Genomic DNA, 17,901 nt, shown 5'->3' with positions numbered 1-17,901 from the left:
ATAAATGATTTCGCTTCTATTGCTATTAATTCATGTTGTTCATTTTGACTGTCATAACTTACTTTCCTAATGAATACTATTATATAGTGCTAAAACTAATTTTAGCTTTTTTAACTCATACAAAAACAATCAAAATGTTGCATTTTTCACAATCTTTTTGTTACAATAAAGACAGACATATTTAACGAGAAATCTACAAGGAGTAAAATAGTGGTTATTGACAAATCTATTCCAAAAGCGACTGCAAAGCGCTTATCACTTTATTACCGTATTTTTAAACGATTCCATGCTGACCAAGTTGAAAAAGCCAGTTCTAAACAAATTGCAGATGCAATGGGAATTGACTCTGCTACTGTACGCCGTGACTTTTCTTATTTTGGAGAATTGGGGCGTCGTGGGTTTGGCTATGATGTTACCAAATTGATGAATTTTTTTGCTGACTTGCTTAATGATCACTCTACAACAAACGTTATCTTAGTTGGATGCGGTAATATAGGGCGTGCTCTATTACATTACCGCTTCCATGATCGTAATAAGATGCAAATTGCCATGGGTTTTGATACCGATGATAACGCTCTTGTTGGTACTAAAACAGCTGATAATATTCCAGTCCATGGTATCTCATCTGTCAAAGAACGGATTGCGAACACTGACATTGAAACGGCTATCTTAACGGTTCCCAGCATTCATGCTCAAGAAGTTACTGATCAACTTATTGAAGCAGGAATCAAAGGAATCTTGAGTTTTGCTCCTGTTCACCTACAAGTTCCTAAAGGAGTTATTGTTCAATCTGTCGATTTGACCAGTGAGCTCCAGACACTACTCTATTTTATGAATCAAAATCATCTAGATTAAGGAGGTATAATGACCAAACCGATTATTGGAATAACTGCAAATCAAAGACTAAATATGGCTTTGGATAATCTCCCATGGTCATATGCACCTACTGGATTTGTACAGGCAGTCACTCAATCTGGGGGGCTGCCGCTTCTTTTACCCATTGGTGATGAAGCCGCCGCTAAAACTTATGTATCTATGGTTGATAAAATCATTTTAATTGGTGGGCAAAACGTTGACCCAAAATATTATCAAGAAGAGAAGGCTGCTTTTGATGATGATTTTTCACCAGAGCGAGACACATTTGAGCTAGCTATCATCAAGGAGGCTATAACATTAAAAAAACCAATCTTAGGGATTTGTCGTGGTACACAGTTAATGAATGTTGCCTTAGGAGGAAATCTTAACCAACACATTGACTCACATTGGCAAGAAGCGCCTTCTGATTTCTTATCACACGAAATGATTATTGAGCCAGACTCTATCTTATATCCTATTTATGGTCATAAGACATTAATTAATTCTTTTCATCGCCAAAGTTTAAAAACTGTTGCTAAGGATTTAAAAGTAATCGCTAGGGATCCACGTGATGGTACCATCGAAGCAGTCATATCAACCAACGATGCCATTCCTTTTTTAGGTGTTCAGTGGCATCCTGAACTTCTCCAAGGTGTTCGAGATGAAGATTTACAATTGTTCCGCTTATTCGTCAATGACTTCTGACTTAAAAAAGGGTTGATTTTTCTCGAAAACTATAATAATCTTTATAGCTAACGATAATGTGATCTAGACAGATAATGCCTAAATCTTCACATGATCGTTTTATTTTTTCAGTAAAGCAATAATCGTTAGAACTAGGTTCAATATTTCCTGAAGGATGATTATGAATAACAATGAGACTAGTCGCCATATTTTTACAGGCATAGTATAAAATTTCTCTTGGTTCTGCAAGTGAACGTCGGACAGTCCCAATAAAAATAGTTTTTTCTTCAATAATACGATTTTGATTATCTAAATACAATACGACTAAATGCTCTTGTTTTTTATCTCCTAAAGCTGCCATCATTTTTTCAGCGACCTGAACACTGGTTAATACGCTATCAGTTAATGTCTTATCTGTCGCTAAAATTCGGGAAACCAACTCAATCATAGCTTTAATTTCAATCGCTTTAACTTTTCCTATACCTGCCAAATGTTGTAATTCTTGCAAAGACATCTTTTTAAAATCTGCCAGACTGTCTAAATGCGATAAAAGATAGGATGACAGCTCTAAGACATGCTTTTCTTTATTACCTGTTCGTAATAAAATTGCTAATAATTCTTGATTACTTAGAGACTCTGCTCCTAGTCGCATCAAACGTTCTCTTGGCATGGCTTTATTATCATCACATTTTATAGAATACATTTATCATATTACCTCCATCTTTTTATTCGACAAAAAAACAAGTTCCTTTTAGGAAACTTGTTTTTTTTGAATAGCTTGTCTTTTTTGAATATTATCTTTAATCACTTGATAAAGTGTCGCTGCTAAAGGAACTGCAATAATCATACCAACTATTCCCTTTAAAGAAGCGCCTATTGTAATTGCCATTAATACCCACATAGCCGGTAATCCAATCGATCCACCAACTACTTTCGGATAAATAAAATTGCCTTCAATCTGCTGCAAAATAATTAAAAAAATGATAAAAATAATGGCCTGTGACATGGACTGAGTCATAATTAAAATAAATCCAATAGCTGCTCCAATTGAAGCACCTATAACTGGAATCAATGCTGTAAAAGCTACTAAAACGCCAATAGTCCCTGCAAATGGTAATCTTAATATAAACATGCCACTAGCAGTCAGCGAACCTAAAATCATAGCTTCTAAGGTCTGACTAACAAAAAATCCGTGAAAACGCTGATGCAACAACTCTAACAAGTAATGAATGCGTTTAGCGTACTTACCAGTATAAGTATCTACTAAAGTATTTCCCTGACGACAAAGATCTTCTTTACTTGCTAAAACGTATAACGAAAAAACAAAACTAATAAAAAGATTAATAATTGCAGAAGCAATAACCGTGACAGATGTTAAAATATTTGTCAAAACAGTAAGAAATTGCTTTAATAACTGTTGACTATAGTTAGCAATCGTCTCTGTAAGTTTGCCATCGCCACCAATATACTGAATAGTACGTGCTAACAGTTTATTGTGCTCAAGATTGTTAACAACTTCTTGTATCGTTATAGTATCAAATTTTGTTAGAGTACTAATACTTGTAATTAAGTCTGGAATGACAATGGAAATAATCCAAGTAATTAAAATAAAAAATGTCAAATACGCTAACAGTAAACAAATACCCCGTTTTACTTTTAAGACATGTGACCAGTCTTTAAAGATATAAACATATACCTTTTCGTAAGCGCTCATTACAATATTAACAATATAGGCACCTGCTGCTCCATAAAAAAAAGGAAGGCTTGTTTTGTAAATAGTCGTGACGATAGCCGTTCCATTTCGCCAGTTTGCTAGGATCCCATAGCATAAGATAAACGTAAGGACTAAATAGAAGACTTGTTTTTTTTCAAATTTCATGGTAACTCCTTTAATTATCATTATACACTAAAACTCAACATAGCGATATCATAATCTTTTGATTTGAAAGAACTTTGAGCAACTATTTTTAATGGTATCTTGATAACTTTTTTCTTAATTGATTGATGAACCATCTGCTATCTGACTTCTTGCCTCATCGCTATTAGTACATTTATTTGCTAGATATAAGATTTAATAATTTCAGCTAGTTTAGCATAAGCTGGAAAATTAAGATGTAAACCATCTAGAGTATTCTCATCTGATAAACCACCTTTTTCGTCTTTAAGACAAGTATTAAGATTAATAAATTCTACAGTTGGAATCATTGCTAAATCTTTATTAATAGCATCAATCATAGCATTTGTTCTTATTTTGACAGTCTTCTGATATCGGGGATTGTTGGAAACTGGTAATAAAGATAAGAGATAAATCTGACTATAGACACAATGACTACGAATCTGGCTAATAAGCTCTACAATAGTCTTGACAATATGACATTTATCATATCCAAGCCCGATATCATTACAACCAATTAATAAAAAAATATGTTTAGGCTCTAAATCAGTAATTTGGACAGAAAAATGGCGCAATAACCACTGACTATCTATCCCAGCAATACCTCGATTAATAATAGGCAAACATGAACCAAAAGCTTTTTTTAAAGGAAAAAATTCAATGAGAGAATCACCTGCAAATACAATGCCTCCTTTTGGGGCTAACTGATTTTTGTTACGGTACTCAATCAATTTTTGTTCTTGATAGTGACGTAGCTCTTCTGAAACAATTTCTAACATCTCAGCCTCCTTAGCTTATCTTTATTGTTAGTATAACAAAAAGCCTACTTGACTTCATCAAAAGCGTTTCACTTTGGTTCAGATGAAACTCTAGCAGTAAAACGTTCGAAGACTTAGTCTAAAAGACAAGCTCGAACTTTCCGAATTGTGATAAATTAATACCTACATCAATACCTCACGGACAAAACCTGTATCAGCTTCATTAACGACCAAAAAGATAGTTGCTCCTGATAAAAGGCGCGTGTTACCTGACACAACTTGAGATTTTTGATGGTGAATTTGGGTTGTAATTAAGACATTTTCTGGAAGCTTTAACTCTTTAACATATTTCCCTGCAATCTTATCACCAACAGTCAATTCAATTAATGTTGGTTCAACAAGATTAGTTGGATGCTTCATTGCCATCTTATCTAGCATAGCTTCGTAAATTGGCTGTCCATTTAACAAATCCATCACTAAATAGGAGACAAAAGTAACTACAGCTATGGCCATTAAGGGTTTCAAATCACCTACCATTTCAGTTACCAAAATCATGCCTGTCAGTGGTGCTTTTGAAATTGCCGCAAAATACCCTGCCATCCCTAATATCAAAAAAAGAGAAAGAAAAGATTGGTTCAATAAACCTAATTGAGAAGCTATTTGCCCAAATAATAGGCCTGCCAAAGCACCTAAAGTTAAAATAGGTAAAAAAATACCTCCAGGTAAGCCACTTCCATAACTAAACATACTAACAATAAATCGAATAATAAAATAAAAGAAGATAGTCATCAAAGGCAATTGTTGATTGGATAAAGAAAGTATTAAACCATGTCCTCCTCCAAGTAACTGTGGTAAATAATAGCCAATCGGTAAAATTAGAAAAACCATAATAATACCGTAAAAATAATCTGGCAGATGTAACCAACTCCCTAAAATAACATAAAGTTTATTAAAATTAAGGATAACTATCTCATATAAATAGCCTAAGCAGCCTAGAAATAATCCAAGTAAAAGCAACAACCAATATTGATTGAGTCCTAAAAAAGGCATCGCCTCTGACATTGCTAAGACTGGTTTCAATCCAAAAATATTCAGAGAAATAAAATTAGCCACTAAGCTAGCCACTAGCGCTGTAATCCAAATTAAACGCGAAAAATGATGGTAAATTTCTTCAACAACAAACAAGAGGCCTGCTATTGGAGCATTAAAAGCTGCTGATAGCCCTGCTGCTGCTCCGCTGGCAATTAGCACTCGCTTTTCCAAACGACTCGATTTTAAAAACTTAGCTAATCCTTTGGCTGACATAGCACCTAACTGAATCGAAGGACCCTCACGACCGAGCATAAATCCCATAGAAATAGCCATGATTCCTCCTAAAAATTTTTTCCAAAGGACACTCCACCAATCTGGGGACATTAGCCCCTTTAGTTCTCCTTCGACATGGGGGATCCCTGATCCTTTTATATCAGAATCAGACTTTACTAAAAAACCTACAAAAAGAACAGCTAACAAACTGACACTTAGTATAGGAAGTAGCAACAGCGAATTGATATGAGCGTATCGGTACCATTCAATCACCCAGTCAGCTGTCACTTCAATTAACAACCGGAATAAACTAACAATAACACCAGCAATAATACCAACCACAACACCACGCCAAACATAGGCAATAATTGATTTGTTGGAAAAGGTGAATTCATTTTTATGGTTTTCCATGTTGTCCTCTCTTTCTTTTAAATACACTGTTACCATTGTATCAAAGACAACCTTAAGTTACCAGTGATTCTTTTTTAGAACTGATTTCTGTAACCCAAAAAACCCACTGGGCTATTGGTTACTCAGTGGGGTGATGAAAGAAATTACTGTTACTTCCTTTCTTACACAAATATTTGACTAATAAGCCGAATTTTCTAAAACCTCTTCTCCGTATCCTCCAGCTTTTGGCAAAGGAAGATTGGTTGAATTAGGAGCTCTTAAAATGCGAATAGGTCTTGCACCTGCCTCTTTGGCAGCATTTATATCTTCATCACTATCTCCGTAATGAATTTGTGAGCCGTTTTTCTTTATATAATATGTTTTATCATACTGATACGGCTTCACAGCTTTATCTCCTGTATAATTGATAGCTATTGGCTTGTCTAACTTAAAATCTTTAGCCAGTGACTTAGCTGTTTTATCAATCTCACCTTTTTTATACATCGATCCTCGAGTTCGGCCAGTAATAAAGACAATTTTATCTCCTCGTTTTTGATGCATTGCGATTAGTTGCTTTGCATACTCTTTTGGAATAGAATCCTGATCTCCCCGTTTAGCGACCAAGTCCCAAAATTTTTGCTTATGCAAAAAATCAAATGAGCCTGGAGTTATATATTCTTTGCCGTACTGAAAATATTGGCTAGTAAATAACAAAGTATCATCGATATCAAAACTAACCGTTATAGGTTTTTGTCCTTCTAAACTGCTCGCGATATCAGCAATAGAAATCAATTTTACTGTTGCCTGATTTGAAATGGCCGTTATACCTTCTTGTGTATAAGGAACTTTAGGGCCACTAGCTTCGACAGGCAATGCTATGATTCCACAAAAACTAACTGTAAACAGGATACTGGTAAATTCTTTTTTCATCTAAAAACCTCCTTAATCATTATTGTACAAAAATACACGGTTTAAGTAAAGCGGTTTCAAATTCTTATAATAGTACCCTTTAAGTTCTGAATAAGGATGAAGTTATTCAACAAAGATGATCTAAAAAATTATCATAATCGATTTAAAAAATATTGAAAACCCTTTCTTAAAATATTATAATATCTGTGTAAAAATGAATTGGTTGATTACCTCTCAACCTTATAAGAAGTTAAATATGAAAGCAGCAACTTACCTTTCAACCGGAAATCTACAGCTCATAGACAAACCAAAACCAGTCATTATAAAGCCTACAGATGCTATCGTCCAGTTGGTAAAAACCACTATTTGTGGAACTGATTTGCATATCTTAGGTGGGGATGTTCCCGCATGTAAAGAAGGAACAATCCTTGGTCATGAAGGAATTGGAATTGTTAAGGAGGTCGGTGATGCGGTTACTAACTTTAAAATCGGAGATAAAGTGATTATTTCTTGCGTCACATCATGTCATACCTGTTATTATTGTAAACGAGGCCTTTCGTCACATTGTCAAGATGGCGGTTGGATTCTTGGCCATTTAATTAATGGAACACAAGCAGAATATGTCCATATCCCACATGCAGATGGTAGTCTCTATCATGCTCCTGATACGATTGATGATGAGGCACTTGTCATGCTTTCTGATATTTTACCAACTTCATATGAAATTGGTGTCTTGCCATCACATGTCAAGCCTGGAGATAATGTTTGTATTGTTGGTGCCGGTCCAGTAGGACTCGCAGCCCTACTAACCGTTCAATTTTTCTCTCCAGCCAATATTATTATGGTCGACTTATCTCAAAATCGCCTTGAAGCAGCTAAAACATTTGGAGCCACACACACGATTTGTTCAGGAAGTAGTGAAGAAGTCAAGGCTATCATTGACGATATAACCAATGGACGTGGTGTCGATATTTCCATGGAGTGTGTTGGTTATCCCGCGACATTTGATATTTGTCAAAAAATTATATCAGTAGGTGGGCATATTGCTAACGTTGGGGTTCATGGGAAACCAGTTGATTTCAACCTGGATGAATTATGGATTAAAAATATCACCTTAAACACTGGACTTGTTAATGCCAATACAACTGAAATGCTACTAAATGTCTTGAAAACTGGAAAGATTGACGCAACAAGACTTATTACACATCATTTTAAACTTTCAGAAGTTGAAAAAGCTTATGAAACCTTTAAACATGCTGGTGCAAATAACGCCTTGAAAGTTATTATTGATAATGATATTAGCTAATCACAAAATAAGTAGAAGCTAGAAATATGCTTCTACTTATTTTGTGATTTAAAGTATAACTTTCTCTTTTTTTTCATATATTCTATGATTTAAGGACTACCGACCTGACGCTTTTAGCGACAATCTCAGCGACTCCTTCTTTAAAGGCATCTGGAATAATATTAGTAGTGCTCAAAGCGTCATCTGGGACAAGACTGGCAATACCTTTTGCGGCAGCAATTTGCATCTCAACAGTAATGGTTTTTGCCCGTGCATCTAATGCTCCCCTAAAAATACCTGGAAAGGCAAGGACATTATTAATCTGGTTAGGAAAATCACTGCGGCCAGTACCTACAATGTAAGCCCCCGCTTCAAGGGCTTCATCAGGGTAAATCTCTGGAATAGGGTTGGCCATGGCAAAAATTACTGGGCGCGCTGCCATTTTACTAATCCACTCTGCTTTTAAGACTCCTGGTGCTGATACGCCAATGAAGATATCTGCTCCTTCAAGAGCATCTTCTAAGGTACCTGATTTAAACTCACGATTAGTGACTTTCGCTATATCCAAATGATGTGGCGCTAATTGAGCGGCTTCTTGTTCATTGATAATGCCAAATTTATCCACTACTGTCACTTTCGTAGCACCTGCTGCTAATAATTTACGGGTAATGGATAATCCAGCAGATCCACCACCATTCACCACAATGGATACCTCATCAAGGGATTTTTTAAGAAGTTTCAAACTATTGAAGATGGCTGCTAACACCACAATAGCTGTTCCATGCTGATCGTCATGGAAAACAGGAATATGACATTCCTTAATCAAGCGCTGCTCAATTTCAAAACAGCGGGGCGCACTAATATCCTCTAAATTAATACCACCAAAGGTTGGTGCAAGCGCCTTGACAATACTAATAATTTCTTCAGTATCTTTGGTATCTAATACAATCGGAATAGCATCAACACCCGCAAATGCTTTAAAAAGGGCTGCTTTTCCTTCCATAACTGGCATGGCTGCTTCAGGGCCAATATCCCCCAGACCAAGAACCGCAGTACCATCACTGATAACGGCTACTGTATTTTTCTTGGTGGTTAAGTCATATGCTAATGTTTTATCTTTTGCGATGGCAGATGACACACTCGCTACACCTGGTGTGTAGGCAATACTCAAATCATGTTTAGTTTTAATGTCAACTTTTGGTTGAACTTCCAATTTACCGCCGAACGTTTTGGCTTGTTCAAGGGCAAGTTGACCTAATTGATTTTTCATAGGAAATACCTCTCTTTTTATTGGTTTGGATTAACTAAAAATAATTCTTAAAATAGCTGTCATAGTGATAACGGTAATAGCCCCACCTAAACGGGTAGCGACTTGGGCAAACGGCATTAGATTCATGCGGTCAGCCGTACTCAAAATAGCCACATCACCGGTTCCACCCATACCACTTTGACAAGCTGAAATAATAGCTGCTTCCACTGGGCTCATGTTAAGGAAACGAGAGACAAAAAAACCGACACTGACAACCGTTAACACCACACTAATCACCACAATAAAATATTGCCAGCTAAGGGTTGCCACAACCTCTTTTAAGGGGATATAAAGTAGACCAAGCCCTGCCATTAACGGAAAAGTAAAGTTGCTGGAAATGAATTTATAAAGTTGCTTGGCACCATTTTGGGTTTCTTGGGGAATAACATTCAGGTATTTCAAGAAGGCTGCCAGAATAATCATCAACACCGGTCCTGGAAAATCTGTTAAATGCTGTAACAAGCCACCAGCAATAAAAAGTGAACAAGCTGTTAAAACGCCTGCCCCCATTAATTTAACATCTAGGGCTCCAGAATTGTCTTTTAGGGCATCAGACATGTCTTCGCTGTGACCAATTTTAACCAGTTGCCCTTGACCAGAATAACTTGGGTGCTTCTCTCCAAAACGATTGAGCAAAGCCGTGCACAAGATAGCAAAGAAATTCCCAATAATGGTGGCTGGAATCAGTTGAGCCACTAATTGCTCACTTCCGACTCCTGTAATGGCACTGTAACCAAGAGATAAGGGTAAAATACCTTCACCAATTCCTCCAGCAAGGACTGGCGTCACAACATAAAAGAGGGTATGTTGCCAGTCTAATCCTAAAATGACGCCAACCAAAGTCCCTACACCCATTGCACAAACCATTCCAAGTAACATGGGAATAATCATCCGAAAAAGACCTTGAATCAAGATTTTTCGATTCATGCCTAAAATACTACCGCAGACCAGGCAGGCAATATAAAAATAAAGAAAATTGGCTTGCTTCATCAAGACATTCGTCGCTTCTAAGACATTGGGATTGAGGAGATTAAAAAAAACCAAAATCGAAGGGACTAAGAGTGATAAAATAGCTGGGCCACCAAAATGTTTGAGGCCTGGAATGGTCGCTCCAATGGTTCCTAGTAGCCAACCAAGGGTTAAAATAACAGCAAAGCCACCCAGCATATTAACAGGCAATTGTTGGAGCCAGCCTGTGACTAAAATTAAGGTAGCTAAAACCAGATAAACAGGCAAGGGAACGGAGCCTATTCGCCTATTTTGCCATGCTTTTGAATGCTCAGACAAGTCTTTTTGAGGCATTTTCTTGCTTATTGTTTCCATGAAACAACCTCCTTTAGTGATAAGGCTAGTATAAAAGAGAACATGTCAAAAGCATAGTTTATTTAAGTTGTTTAACTACTTTAATTTTTTCAAGTTATTTAATTAATTTAAGCTAGCAGGTCATTTCTTATCGTGTTATACTCAATAAAGAGGAGACCTTATGAAAAAACCACTACGTTTATGGGCCAGTTTATCGTTGATTTTGGTATCTATGATTGTTGTCACAACCTCTCTATTTTACGGGATTATGCTACATGATACGCACCAATCCATCAAAAATCAGGAAACCCATTTGCTAACGTCAACTGGAAAAATGTTAGCAAGTCATCAAGCGATTAAAGAATTACTCCTAAACAACCAACCAAATGCTAAAACAACAGCCTATACCAACTCCATTGCCTCCATCTATAACCTTGATTATGTGGTCGTGATGAACATGAAAGGGATTCGACTCACCCATCCTAACCCGAAAAATATCGGAAAACCTTTTCAAGGAGGTGATGAGGAGGCTGTTCTAGCAGGAAAAAAGGTTATCTCTACCGCCAAGGGCACTTTAGGAAAGTCACTTCGCTATCTAGTACCTGTGTTTGACGGTGACAAACAGATTGGTGCTATTGCGGTTGGCATTAAACTAACTACCCTAAATGATGTGGCTTTAACGTCAAAACGCAATTATACCCTGTCTTTACTCCTTTGTCTTCTTATTAGTTTACTGGTCACCAGTTTTATTTCTTTTCGACTCAAGCGTCAACTGCACCAGTTAGAACCAAGTGAAATTTATCAGCTCTTTGAAGAGCGTAATGCCATGTTGGATCAAATCGAAGCCGCCGTATTTGTGGTAGATAAAGCTGGTATCTTACAGCTCTGCAATCAGGCTGGACAAAAATTAATTGCTCGGAAATGCCAGTTGGGAAAACCTACTGGCAACAGTTTCAATTACCTCTTTCCTGATTTTCCAAAACTTAGTTTGCAAGAGGGGCATGAACAACTCTTTCGGTATGGTGAGGAAGACTACTTGTTAGCCATTTCACCCATCTGTGTCAAAAACGATCACCGAGGCCATATTATTTTCATGCGAGAAGCAGTTAAGGCTATTGATACCTTGGATCAGCTAGCCTATACCACTGCCTATGCTTCTGCTCTACAAGCCCAAACTCATAAATTCATGAATCAATTGCATGTTATTTATGGCTTAGTGGATATTGCTTATTATGACCAATTGAAAATTTATTTAGACAGTATTTTGGAACCCGAAAATGAAATTCTCACTAGCTTATCTGTCCTTGTTAAGGAGCCTCTTCTAGCTAGTTTTCTCATTGGAGAGCAAGAGAAATACCAAGAATTAAATGTCCATCTCAAGATTGATGTTTTAAGCGAGATTCCTCATTCTGCCACCAAGAATCAACTTAATAATGGTTTGATGATTTACCGCTTTATCCATACTAATCTTCTAACCACACTGAGACCCAAATCACTCGTTTTGAGTATTCAACATGACCAGAATCATTTAATCAGCCATTACACCTTGACAGACAATTGGATTGATTTGGAGCGGGTACAGCCTATTTTTGACTTACCTTATTTTCAACAGCTCTTGACCGATACAAATTCCCAATTCCATCAACATCAAACCGTAACCGAGTTACAGTTCTCAGTGACAACACCTTATGTAGGAGGGCAACATGAACGTTTTAATCATTGAAGATGATCCTATGGTGGATTTTATCCATCGCAATTACCTCGAAAAACTAAATCTTTTTGATCGCATTATATCCAGCGACTCTATGAAAGCTGTTCAAAGCATACTTACTGATTACGCAATTGACCTCATTTTACTGGATATTCATATTACAGATGGCAATGGGATTCAATTTTTGGAGAAATGGCGTACTCAGCATATTCCTTGCGAAGTCATTATTATTTCAGCCGCAAATGATGGGAATATTATCCGAGATGGTTTTCATTTAGGAATTATCGACTACCTCATCAAGCCCTTTACCTTTGAACGCTTTCAAGAAAGCATCCAACAGTTTGTTACACATCGAGAACATTTGGCCAATCAGCAACTAGAGCAGGCCCAAATTGACCAACTGAAATGTTTGACTAGCAAAAAAGACACTAAAAACAAACAATTGTTAGAAAAAGGCTTATCTGAATCCACTTTCCAGTGGATTATGGAAAATATCAAAGTCTTTGATCAACCTTTTACTATCCAAGAATTAGCTTCCGCTTGTCACTTATCCCATGTCTCTGTCCGTAAATACATTGCTTATTTAGAAGAAAATAAGCAACTGAACAGCCAACAAATTTTTACAAAGGTTGGCCGCCCCTATCGCGTGTACTGGTGACGTCATCTGTCGATACATTAAAAAGGCTGGAGAAATACCAGCCTTTTTGAGTGCTTATTTGCGATACATTTTAAATTGGAGGTATAAATCATTATAAATCCCCAACCATCTTGACCCTAAATTGTCATAAACTTCCAATTTTTTGATAATGTCATCTGTTGGATAAAAAGCAGGATCATTTTTTATCTCATCTGGAAGTAAGGCCTTGGCTTTTTTATTTGGTGTCGCATAACCAATATATGCAGCATTTTGCGCAGCATTTTCAGGACGATTGATAAAGTTCAAAAAAGCATAAGCTTCTTTTTCGTGTTTCATGGTTTTTGGTAGTACCAAATTATCAAACCAAAGGTTAGACCCTTCTGAAGGCACGATGTAGTGAAGGTGTTCGTTACTATCTAACATCTCACTGGCTTCACCAGAAAAGGTAATTCCAATAGCAGCGTCACCTTGAATCATGTAGCCTTTCATCTCATCTGCTACAATGGCTTTAACATTCGGCGTCAACTGCTGCAGTTTTCTCTCGGCTGCCTGCAACTGCTCTAGATTTTTAGAATTCACACTATAACCAAAAGTTGTTAAACCAACCCCTAGCATTTCACGCGCTCCATCAATCAGCATAATACTATTTTTATATTCTGGACGCCACAGATCTTCCCAGTGCATAGGCGCCTTATCAACTAATTGATCATTATAAACAATCCCAACGGTTCCCCAGAAATAAGGCAAAGAATAGTCGTTTTGTGGGTCAAAGCTTTTCCCTAAAAATTCTTTCCCGATATTATCCATGCCAACTAATTTTGACTTATCAAGCTTATTGAGTAGGTTTTCTTTGATCATTTTATCAATGGTGTAATCACTAGGAACAGCAATGTCGTAAGTGGTTCCGCCCTGCTTGATTTTAGTGTACATGGCTTCATTGGAATCGAAAGTTTCATACTGCACTTCAATGCCCGTTTCTTTGGTGAATTTTTTGAGCAAAGCTGGATCAATGTAATCTCCCCAGTTATAAATAACTAATTTATCCGATTGACTACCAGAACCCGATTTTTTCTGCAAGATGAAAGAAAGACTTGTTAAAATAACAATAACACCCAAAACTCCTGCTAGAAAGGAATAAAGTTTACGCATGTTTTTCCTCCTTGTCCTGTGACATATAATAATAACCGATCACTAAGAGGATGGAGAAAAAGAAAACGATGGTTGACAAAGCATTGATATCCAAGGAAATTCCCTGACGAGCCCGCGAATAAATCTCAACAGATAAAGTAGTAAAACCATTTCCAGTCAAAAAGAAAGTCACTGCAAAATCATCTAAGGAATAGGTAAAGGCCATAAAATAACCTGCAATAATCCCTGGTGTTAAGTATGGCAGCATGACTTCTTTGAGCATTTGGAAATAATTAGCTCCCAAATCATAAGCGGCGTTGACCATGTCCTGATTCATCTCTTTCAAGCGCGGCAATACCATCAAAACCACAATAGGAATCGAAAAAGCAATATGACTTAATAAAACTGAAGACATGCCCAGCTGAAACTTCAATGATGTAAAAAGAATTAAAAAGGAAGCCCCAATCATGACATCTGGTGATACCATCAAGACATTATTGGCTGATAGCATGGCATTTTGGTACTTACCTCTAACATGGTGGATAAAGATAGCTCCAAAGATCCCAATAATCGTTGCTAGTAGAGCGCTACTAAAAGCAAGAACAAAGGTTTGCAGTAAGATTGTCATGAGACGACTATCCTCAAACATGGTTTGGTAATGCTCAAGGGTAAATCCTGTAAAACCATTCATATCCCCACCTTTGTTGAAAGAATAGAAAATCAAATAAAAAATAGGAATGTAGAGTAAAACAAAGACACTCGCTAAATAAAGATTGGCAAATTTTTTCATTTACTTTTCTCCTTTGTGAGCCACATAATAGCAACCATGGTCAAAATCAAGACGACACCAATGGTTGATCCCATTCCCCAGTTTTGGGTGGTCAAAAAATGTTGTTCAATGGCTGTACCAAGTGTAATCACCCGGTTTCCACCAATCAAACGGGTTAACATAAAGAGACTCAAACTTGGGATAAAGACAGACTGAACACCTGCCCTAACCCCATTTAAAGAAAGGGGAAAAATAACTTTTGAGAAGGCCTGAAATTCACTAGCTCCTAGGTCGCGACTGGCATTGATGACATTATGGTCAATATCATCCAAAGCGTTAAAAATCGGTAACATCATAAAAGGGAGCTCAATGTAAGAGGCTACAAAAATGAAGGAGAAATCTGTGAAAAGGATTTGCTGCGGGCCAATCCCCATAAAGGTTAAAAAGCTGTTAATCCCTCCTTGTTGACCAAAGATTCCCATAAAGGCATAGGCCTTTAGCAATAAATTTACCCAGGTTGGCAAGATAATGAGCATAAGCCACAACTGCTTGTGCTTTAGGCGCGTTAAAAAGAGAGCCGTAGGATATGAAATCAAGAGCGTGACGAGTGTGATAATACCAGCGTATAAAATAGAATTCACACTCATCCTCAAATAAGTCCAAGAGCTAAAAAAGGTTTCATAATTGGCTAAGGTCACGCGCCCTTCTATGTCAAAAAAGGACTTGTAAAACAAGAGAGTGACTGGTGCCACAACAAAAAAGAGAATCCATAAGAAGTAAGGAATCGAAAAAAGACTAGAGGTTTTCTTCATTACGCTCCTCCTCAATGGCATTAATCAATCCATCTTCAGGCTCATCCATTTCCACATATTCTTCAATACGGGCATCAAATTCCTCTTCAGTCTCATTAAGACGCATGATATGAAGATCTTCAGGGGTAAAATCTAATCCGATAACTTCTCCTTCGATAGCTTTGCGGGTAGAATGAATCATCCATTCATTACCCAATTCATCATAGGCAATAATTTCGTAGTGAACCCCGCGGAATAATTGGGTATCAACCTTAACTTGTAATTTCCCTTCTTCTGGCAAAGTAATTTGAAGATCTTCAGGACGAATAACCACTTCAACAGGCTCATTAGGGCGCATTCCACCGTCCACAGATTCAAATTCTTTCCCGTTAAAGGAGACAAGATAGTCTTCAATCATGGTACCGTTAATAATATTAGATTCTCCAATAAAATTAGCAACAAAATGATTAATTGGCTCATCGTAAATATCCACTGGTGTTCCCGACTGAACAATTTCACCTTCATTCATGACAAAAATCCAATCACTCATGGCCAAGGCTTCTTCTTGATCGTGAGTAACAAAAACAAAGGTAATGCCTAGACGTTGTTGCAATTCACGTAATTCATATTGCATCTCTGTTCTTAATTTCAAATCAAGGGCTGAGAGTGGTTCGTCAAGTAAGACCACACGCGGTTGATTGATAATCGCACGCGCAATGGCAACACGTTGACGTTGACCACCAGACAACTTCTGGATAGAACGATTTTCAAACCCTTCTAATTGAACCATTTTCAAGGTTTCTTTCACGCGCTTAGCAATCTCTTTCTTGTCCACTTTCTTCAGCTTCAAAGCAAAGGCAACATTCTCAAAAACAGTCATATGAGGGAAGAGGGCATAATTTTGGAAAACGGTATGAATGTCACGTTTATTAATCGGCAAATCATTAATACGTTCCCCATCTAAATAAATGTCTCCGCTGCTGGCATCTAGTAGGCCCGCCATAATATTTAAAATAGTTGATTTTCCAGAGCCAGAAGCTCCAAGCAGGGTGTAAAATTTTCCTTCTTCAAGGTCAAAGTTAATGTTCTTTAGAACCTGTGTTCCACTGTCCTCAAATGTTTTTGAAACATTGTTAAATGTGATAATTGGCTTAGTCAATTGTCATAAATCCTCCACGGTACTTTCTTTAATTATCAATAATGGTTACAGGTTTTCCCCAATAATCCGAACTTCTGGTTCAAGCCTGACACCAGAATGGTTTTCAACTGTCTCAATGACATAAGCAATCAAATCTTCATAATCTTTAGCTGTGCCATCTGCCACATTAATCATAAAACCAGTGTGTTTTTCGGAAACTTCCACACCACCAATCCGATGCCCTTTAAGATTTGCTTCCATGATTAATTGACCTGCAAAGTGTCCTGGCGGGCGCTTAAACACAGATCCACAAGATGGAAATTCTAAAGGTTGTTTTAGTTGGCGAAGGTGATTTAACCGATTCATTTCTTGGCTGATCGTATCATAATTACCCGGTTTAAGAGCAAACTTAGCAGAAATGACAATGTCACCTGTTTCTTGAATGGCAGAGTGACGGTAACCAAAAGCCATATCCCTAGCTGAAATGGTTTTGATCTCTCCACTTGGGGTAAGCACCTTAGCGGATAAGAAAATATGTGATATTTCCCCACCATAAGCACCCGCATTCATAAAAACAGCACCCCCAATGCTTCCAGGAATGCCACATGCAAATTCAAACCCTGTTAAACTATGGAATTTGGCAATCTTCGTTGTTTCAATCAGATTGGCACCAGCTTCGGCTTCTAAGGTATAACCATTTAAGTGCACTGCATTTAGCTTATCAAACATGATGACAAAGCCACGAATACCACCATCTCGCACAATGAGATTGCTGGCATTTCCCAAAACAAGCCAAGGCATATTTTCTTTGTTGGCATAAGCAACGATGCGTGATAGCTCGTAGTGATTTCTAGGAAAAGCCAAGAAATCTGCTGGGCCACCTACCTTAGTGTAAGTGTAATGTTTTAGGGGTTCATTCTCTCGAATATCAATCCCATGAAGTTCAGTTATCATAGTTATCTTCTTTCTTTTATCACTTCTTATACACGTAAAAAAATCGGCATAAAGCCGATACTATTATATCAAATTTTAGAAA

General features: G+C 37.3%; 17 protein-coding genes. 5 read left to right on the top strand and 12 right to left on the bottom strand.

Going from position 1 to position 17,901, the window contains the following annotated elements; genetic code table 11:
- The first annotated feature begins 210 nt into the window (after window positions 1-210).
- Window positions 211-855 carry a redox-sensing transcriptional repressor Rex gene (locus B6D67_RS04905; protein WP_002984705.1) on the top strand — a complete coding sequence of 215 codons (645 nt, stop codon included), beginning with the start codon at window positions 211-213 and terminating at the stop codon, window positions 853-855.
- 9 nt (window positions 856-864) lie between these two features.
- The gene (locus B6D67_RS04900) at window positions 865-1,560 is read left to right on the top strand and encodes a gamma-glutamyl-gamma-aminobutyrate hydrolase family protein (protein ID WP_002989835.1); all 696 of its coding nucleotides are present in this window, start codon (window positions 865-867) and stop codon (window positions 1,558-1,560) included.
- Between the two features lies 1 nt (window position 1,561).
- Here B6D67_RS04900 and radC read toward each other — a convergent pair whose 3' ends face one another.
- From radC to aphA, 5 genes are all read right to left on the bottom strand, one after another.
- Entirely contained in the window at window positions 1,562-2,242 is a 681-nt protein-coding gene (gene radC, locus B6D67_RS04895; RefSeq protein WP_002984709.1) for a RadC family protein, read from the bottom strand.
- 48 nt (window positions 2,243-2,290) lie between these two features.
- A complete protein-coding gene (locus B6D67_RS04890) occupies window positions 2,291-3,418 on the bottom strand; it encodes an AI-2E family transporter (protein ID WP_002994399.1) in 1,128 nt (375 codons plus the stop codon).
- Window positions 3,419-3,597: 179 nt separating this feature from the next.
- Window positions 3,598-4,212, bottom strand: coding sequence for an SGNH/GDSL hydrolase family protein (locus B6D67_RS04885; RefSeq protein WP_010922292.1), 615 nt, complete (start codon window positions 4,210-4,212; stop codon window positions 3,598-3,600).
- A gap of 162 nt (window positions 4,213-4,374) precedes the next feature.
- Complete coding sequence (locus tag B6D67_RS04880) at window positions 4,375-5,907, bottom strand: ClC family H(+)/Cl(-) exchange transporter (RefSeq protein WP_010922291.1); 1,533 nt, start codon at window positions 5,905-5,907, stop codon at window positions 4,375-4,377.
- A gap of 177 nt (window positions 5,908-6,084) precedes the next feature.
- Complete coding sequence (gene aphA, locus B6D67_RS04875) at window positions 6,085-6,816, bottom strand: acid phosphatase AphA (protein ID WP_002984720.1); 732 nt, start codon at window positions 6,814-6,816, stop codon at window positions 6,085-6,087.
- Window positions 6,817-7,051: 235 nt separating this feature from the next.
- Here aphA and B6D67_RS04870 point away from each other — a divergent pair, with 235 nt between their 5' ends.
- Window positions 7,052-8,101 (top strand): zinc-dependent alcohol dehydrogenase family protein, encoded by a 1,050-nt coding sequence (locus tag B6D67_RS04870; protein ID WP_010922290.1) that lies wholly within the window; start codon window positions 7,052-7,054, stop codon window positions 8,099-8,101.
- Window positions 8,102-8,183: 82 nt separating this feature from the next.
- Here B6D67_RS04870 and B6D67_RS04865 read toward each other — a convergent pair whose 3' ends face one another.
- Together B6D67_RS04865 and B6D67_RS04860 are read right to left on the bottom strand one after the other, a co-directional pair.
- Window positions 8,184-9,350, bottom strand: coding sequence for an NAD(P)-dependent malic enzyme (locus B6D67_RS04865; RefSeq protein ID WP_010922289.1), 1,167 nt, complete (start codon window positions 9,348-9,350; stop codon window positions 8,184-8,186).
- Window positions 9,351-9,380: 30 nt separating this feature from the next.
- Window positions 9,381-10,712, bottom strand: coding sequence for a 2-hydroxycarboxylate transporter family protein (locus tag B6D67_RS04860; protein WP_010922288.1), 1,332 nt, complete (start codon window positions 10,710-10,712; stop codon window positions 9,381-9,383).
- 160 nt (window positions 10,713-10,872) lie between these two features.
- Here B6D67_RS04860 and B6D67_RS04855 point away from each other — a divergent pair, with 160 nt between their 5' ends.
- Both B6D67_RS04855 and B6D67_RS04850 read left to right on the top strand, forming a co-directional pair.
- A complete protein-coding gene (locus B6D67_RS04855) occupies window positions 10,873-12,414 on the top strand; it encodes a Spo0B domain-containing protein (protein ID WP_010922287.1) in 1,542 nt (513 codons plus the stop codon).
- Window positions 12,395-13,060, top strand: a complete 666-nt coding sequence (locus tag B6D67_RS04850) for a response regulator (protein WP_010922286.1) — start codon at window positions 12,395-12,397, stop codon at window positions 13,058-13,060. The genes B6D67_RS04855 and B6D67_RS04850 overlap by 20 nt, the downstream gene beginning before the upstream one ends.
- Before the next feature lie 54 nt (window positions 13,061-13,114).
- On the opposite strand, the gene B6D67_RS04845 is transcribed toward B6D67_RS04850, so the two are convergent.
- The 5 genes from B6D67_RS04845 to murB are packed head-to-tail and all read right to left on the bottom strand — an operon-like array spanning window position 13,115 to window position 17,819.
- Window positions 13,115-14,188: an ABC transporter substrate-binding protein gene (locus tag B6D67_RS04845; RefSeq protein ID WP_002984738.1), complete on the bottom strand. Its 1,074-nt coding sequence runs from the start codon at window positions 14,186-14,188 to the stop codon at window positions 13,115-13,117.
- On the bottom strand, window positions 14,181-14,957 hold the full coding sequence (locus tag B6D67_RS04840) for an ABC transporter permease (RefSeq protein WP_011285520.1): 777 nt from the start codon (window positions 14,955-14,957) through the stop codon (window positions 14,181-14,183). The genes B6D67_RS04845 and B6D67_RS04840 overlap by 8 nt, the downstream gene beginning before the upstream one ends.
- A complete protein-coding gene (locus B6D67_RS04835; protein ID WP_002984743.1) occupies window positions 14,954-15,748 on the bottom strand; it encodes an ABC transporter permease in 795 nt (264 codons plus the stop codon). The genes B6D67_RS04840 and B6D67_RS04835 overlap by 4 nt, the downstream gene beginning before the upstream one ends.
- Window positions 15,732-16,886, bottom strand: a complete 1,155-nt coding sequence (locus tag B6D67_RS04830) for an ABC transporter ATP-binding protein (RefSeq protein ID WP_010922284.1) — start codon at window positions 16,884-16,886, stop codon at window positions 15,732-15,734. The genes B6D67_RS04835 and B6D67_RS04830 overlap by 17 nt, the downstream gene beginning before the upstream one ends.
- A 45-nt stretch (window positions 16,887-16,931) precedes the next feature.
- Window positions 16,932-17,819 (bottom strand): UDP-N-acetylmuramate dehydrogenase, encoded by an 888-nt coding sequence (gene murB / locus B6D67_RS04825; RefSeq protein WP_010922283.1) that lies wholly within the window; start codon window positions 17,817-17,819, stop codon window positions 16,932-16,934.
- Between the last annotated feature and the right edge of the window lie 82 nt (window positions 17,820-17,901).

The organism is Streptococcus pyogenes (assembly GCF_002055535.1).
GTDB lineage: Bacteria > Bacillota > Bacilli > Lactobacillales > Streptococcaceae > Streptococcus > Streptococcus pyogenes.
Note: the sequence above shows the minus strand (reverse complement) of the source record. Positions and strands in the feature narration are given on the sequence as shown.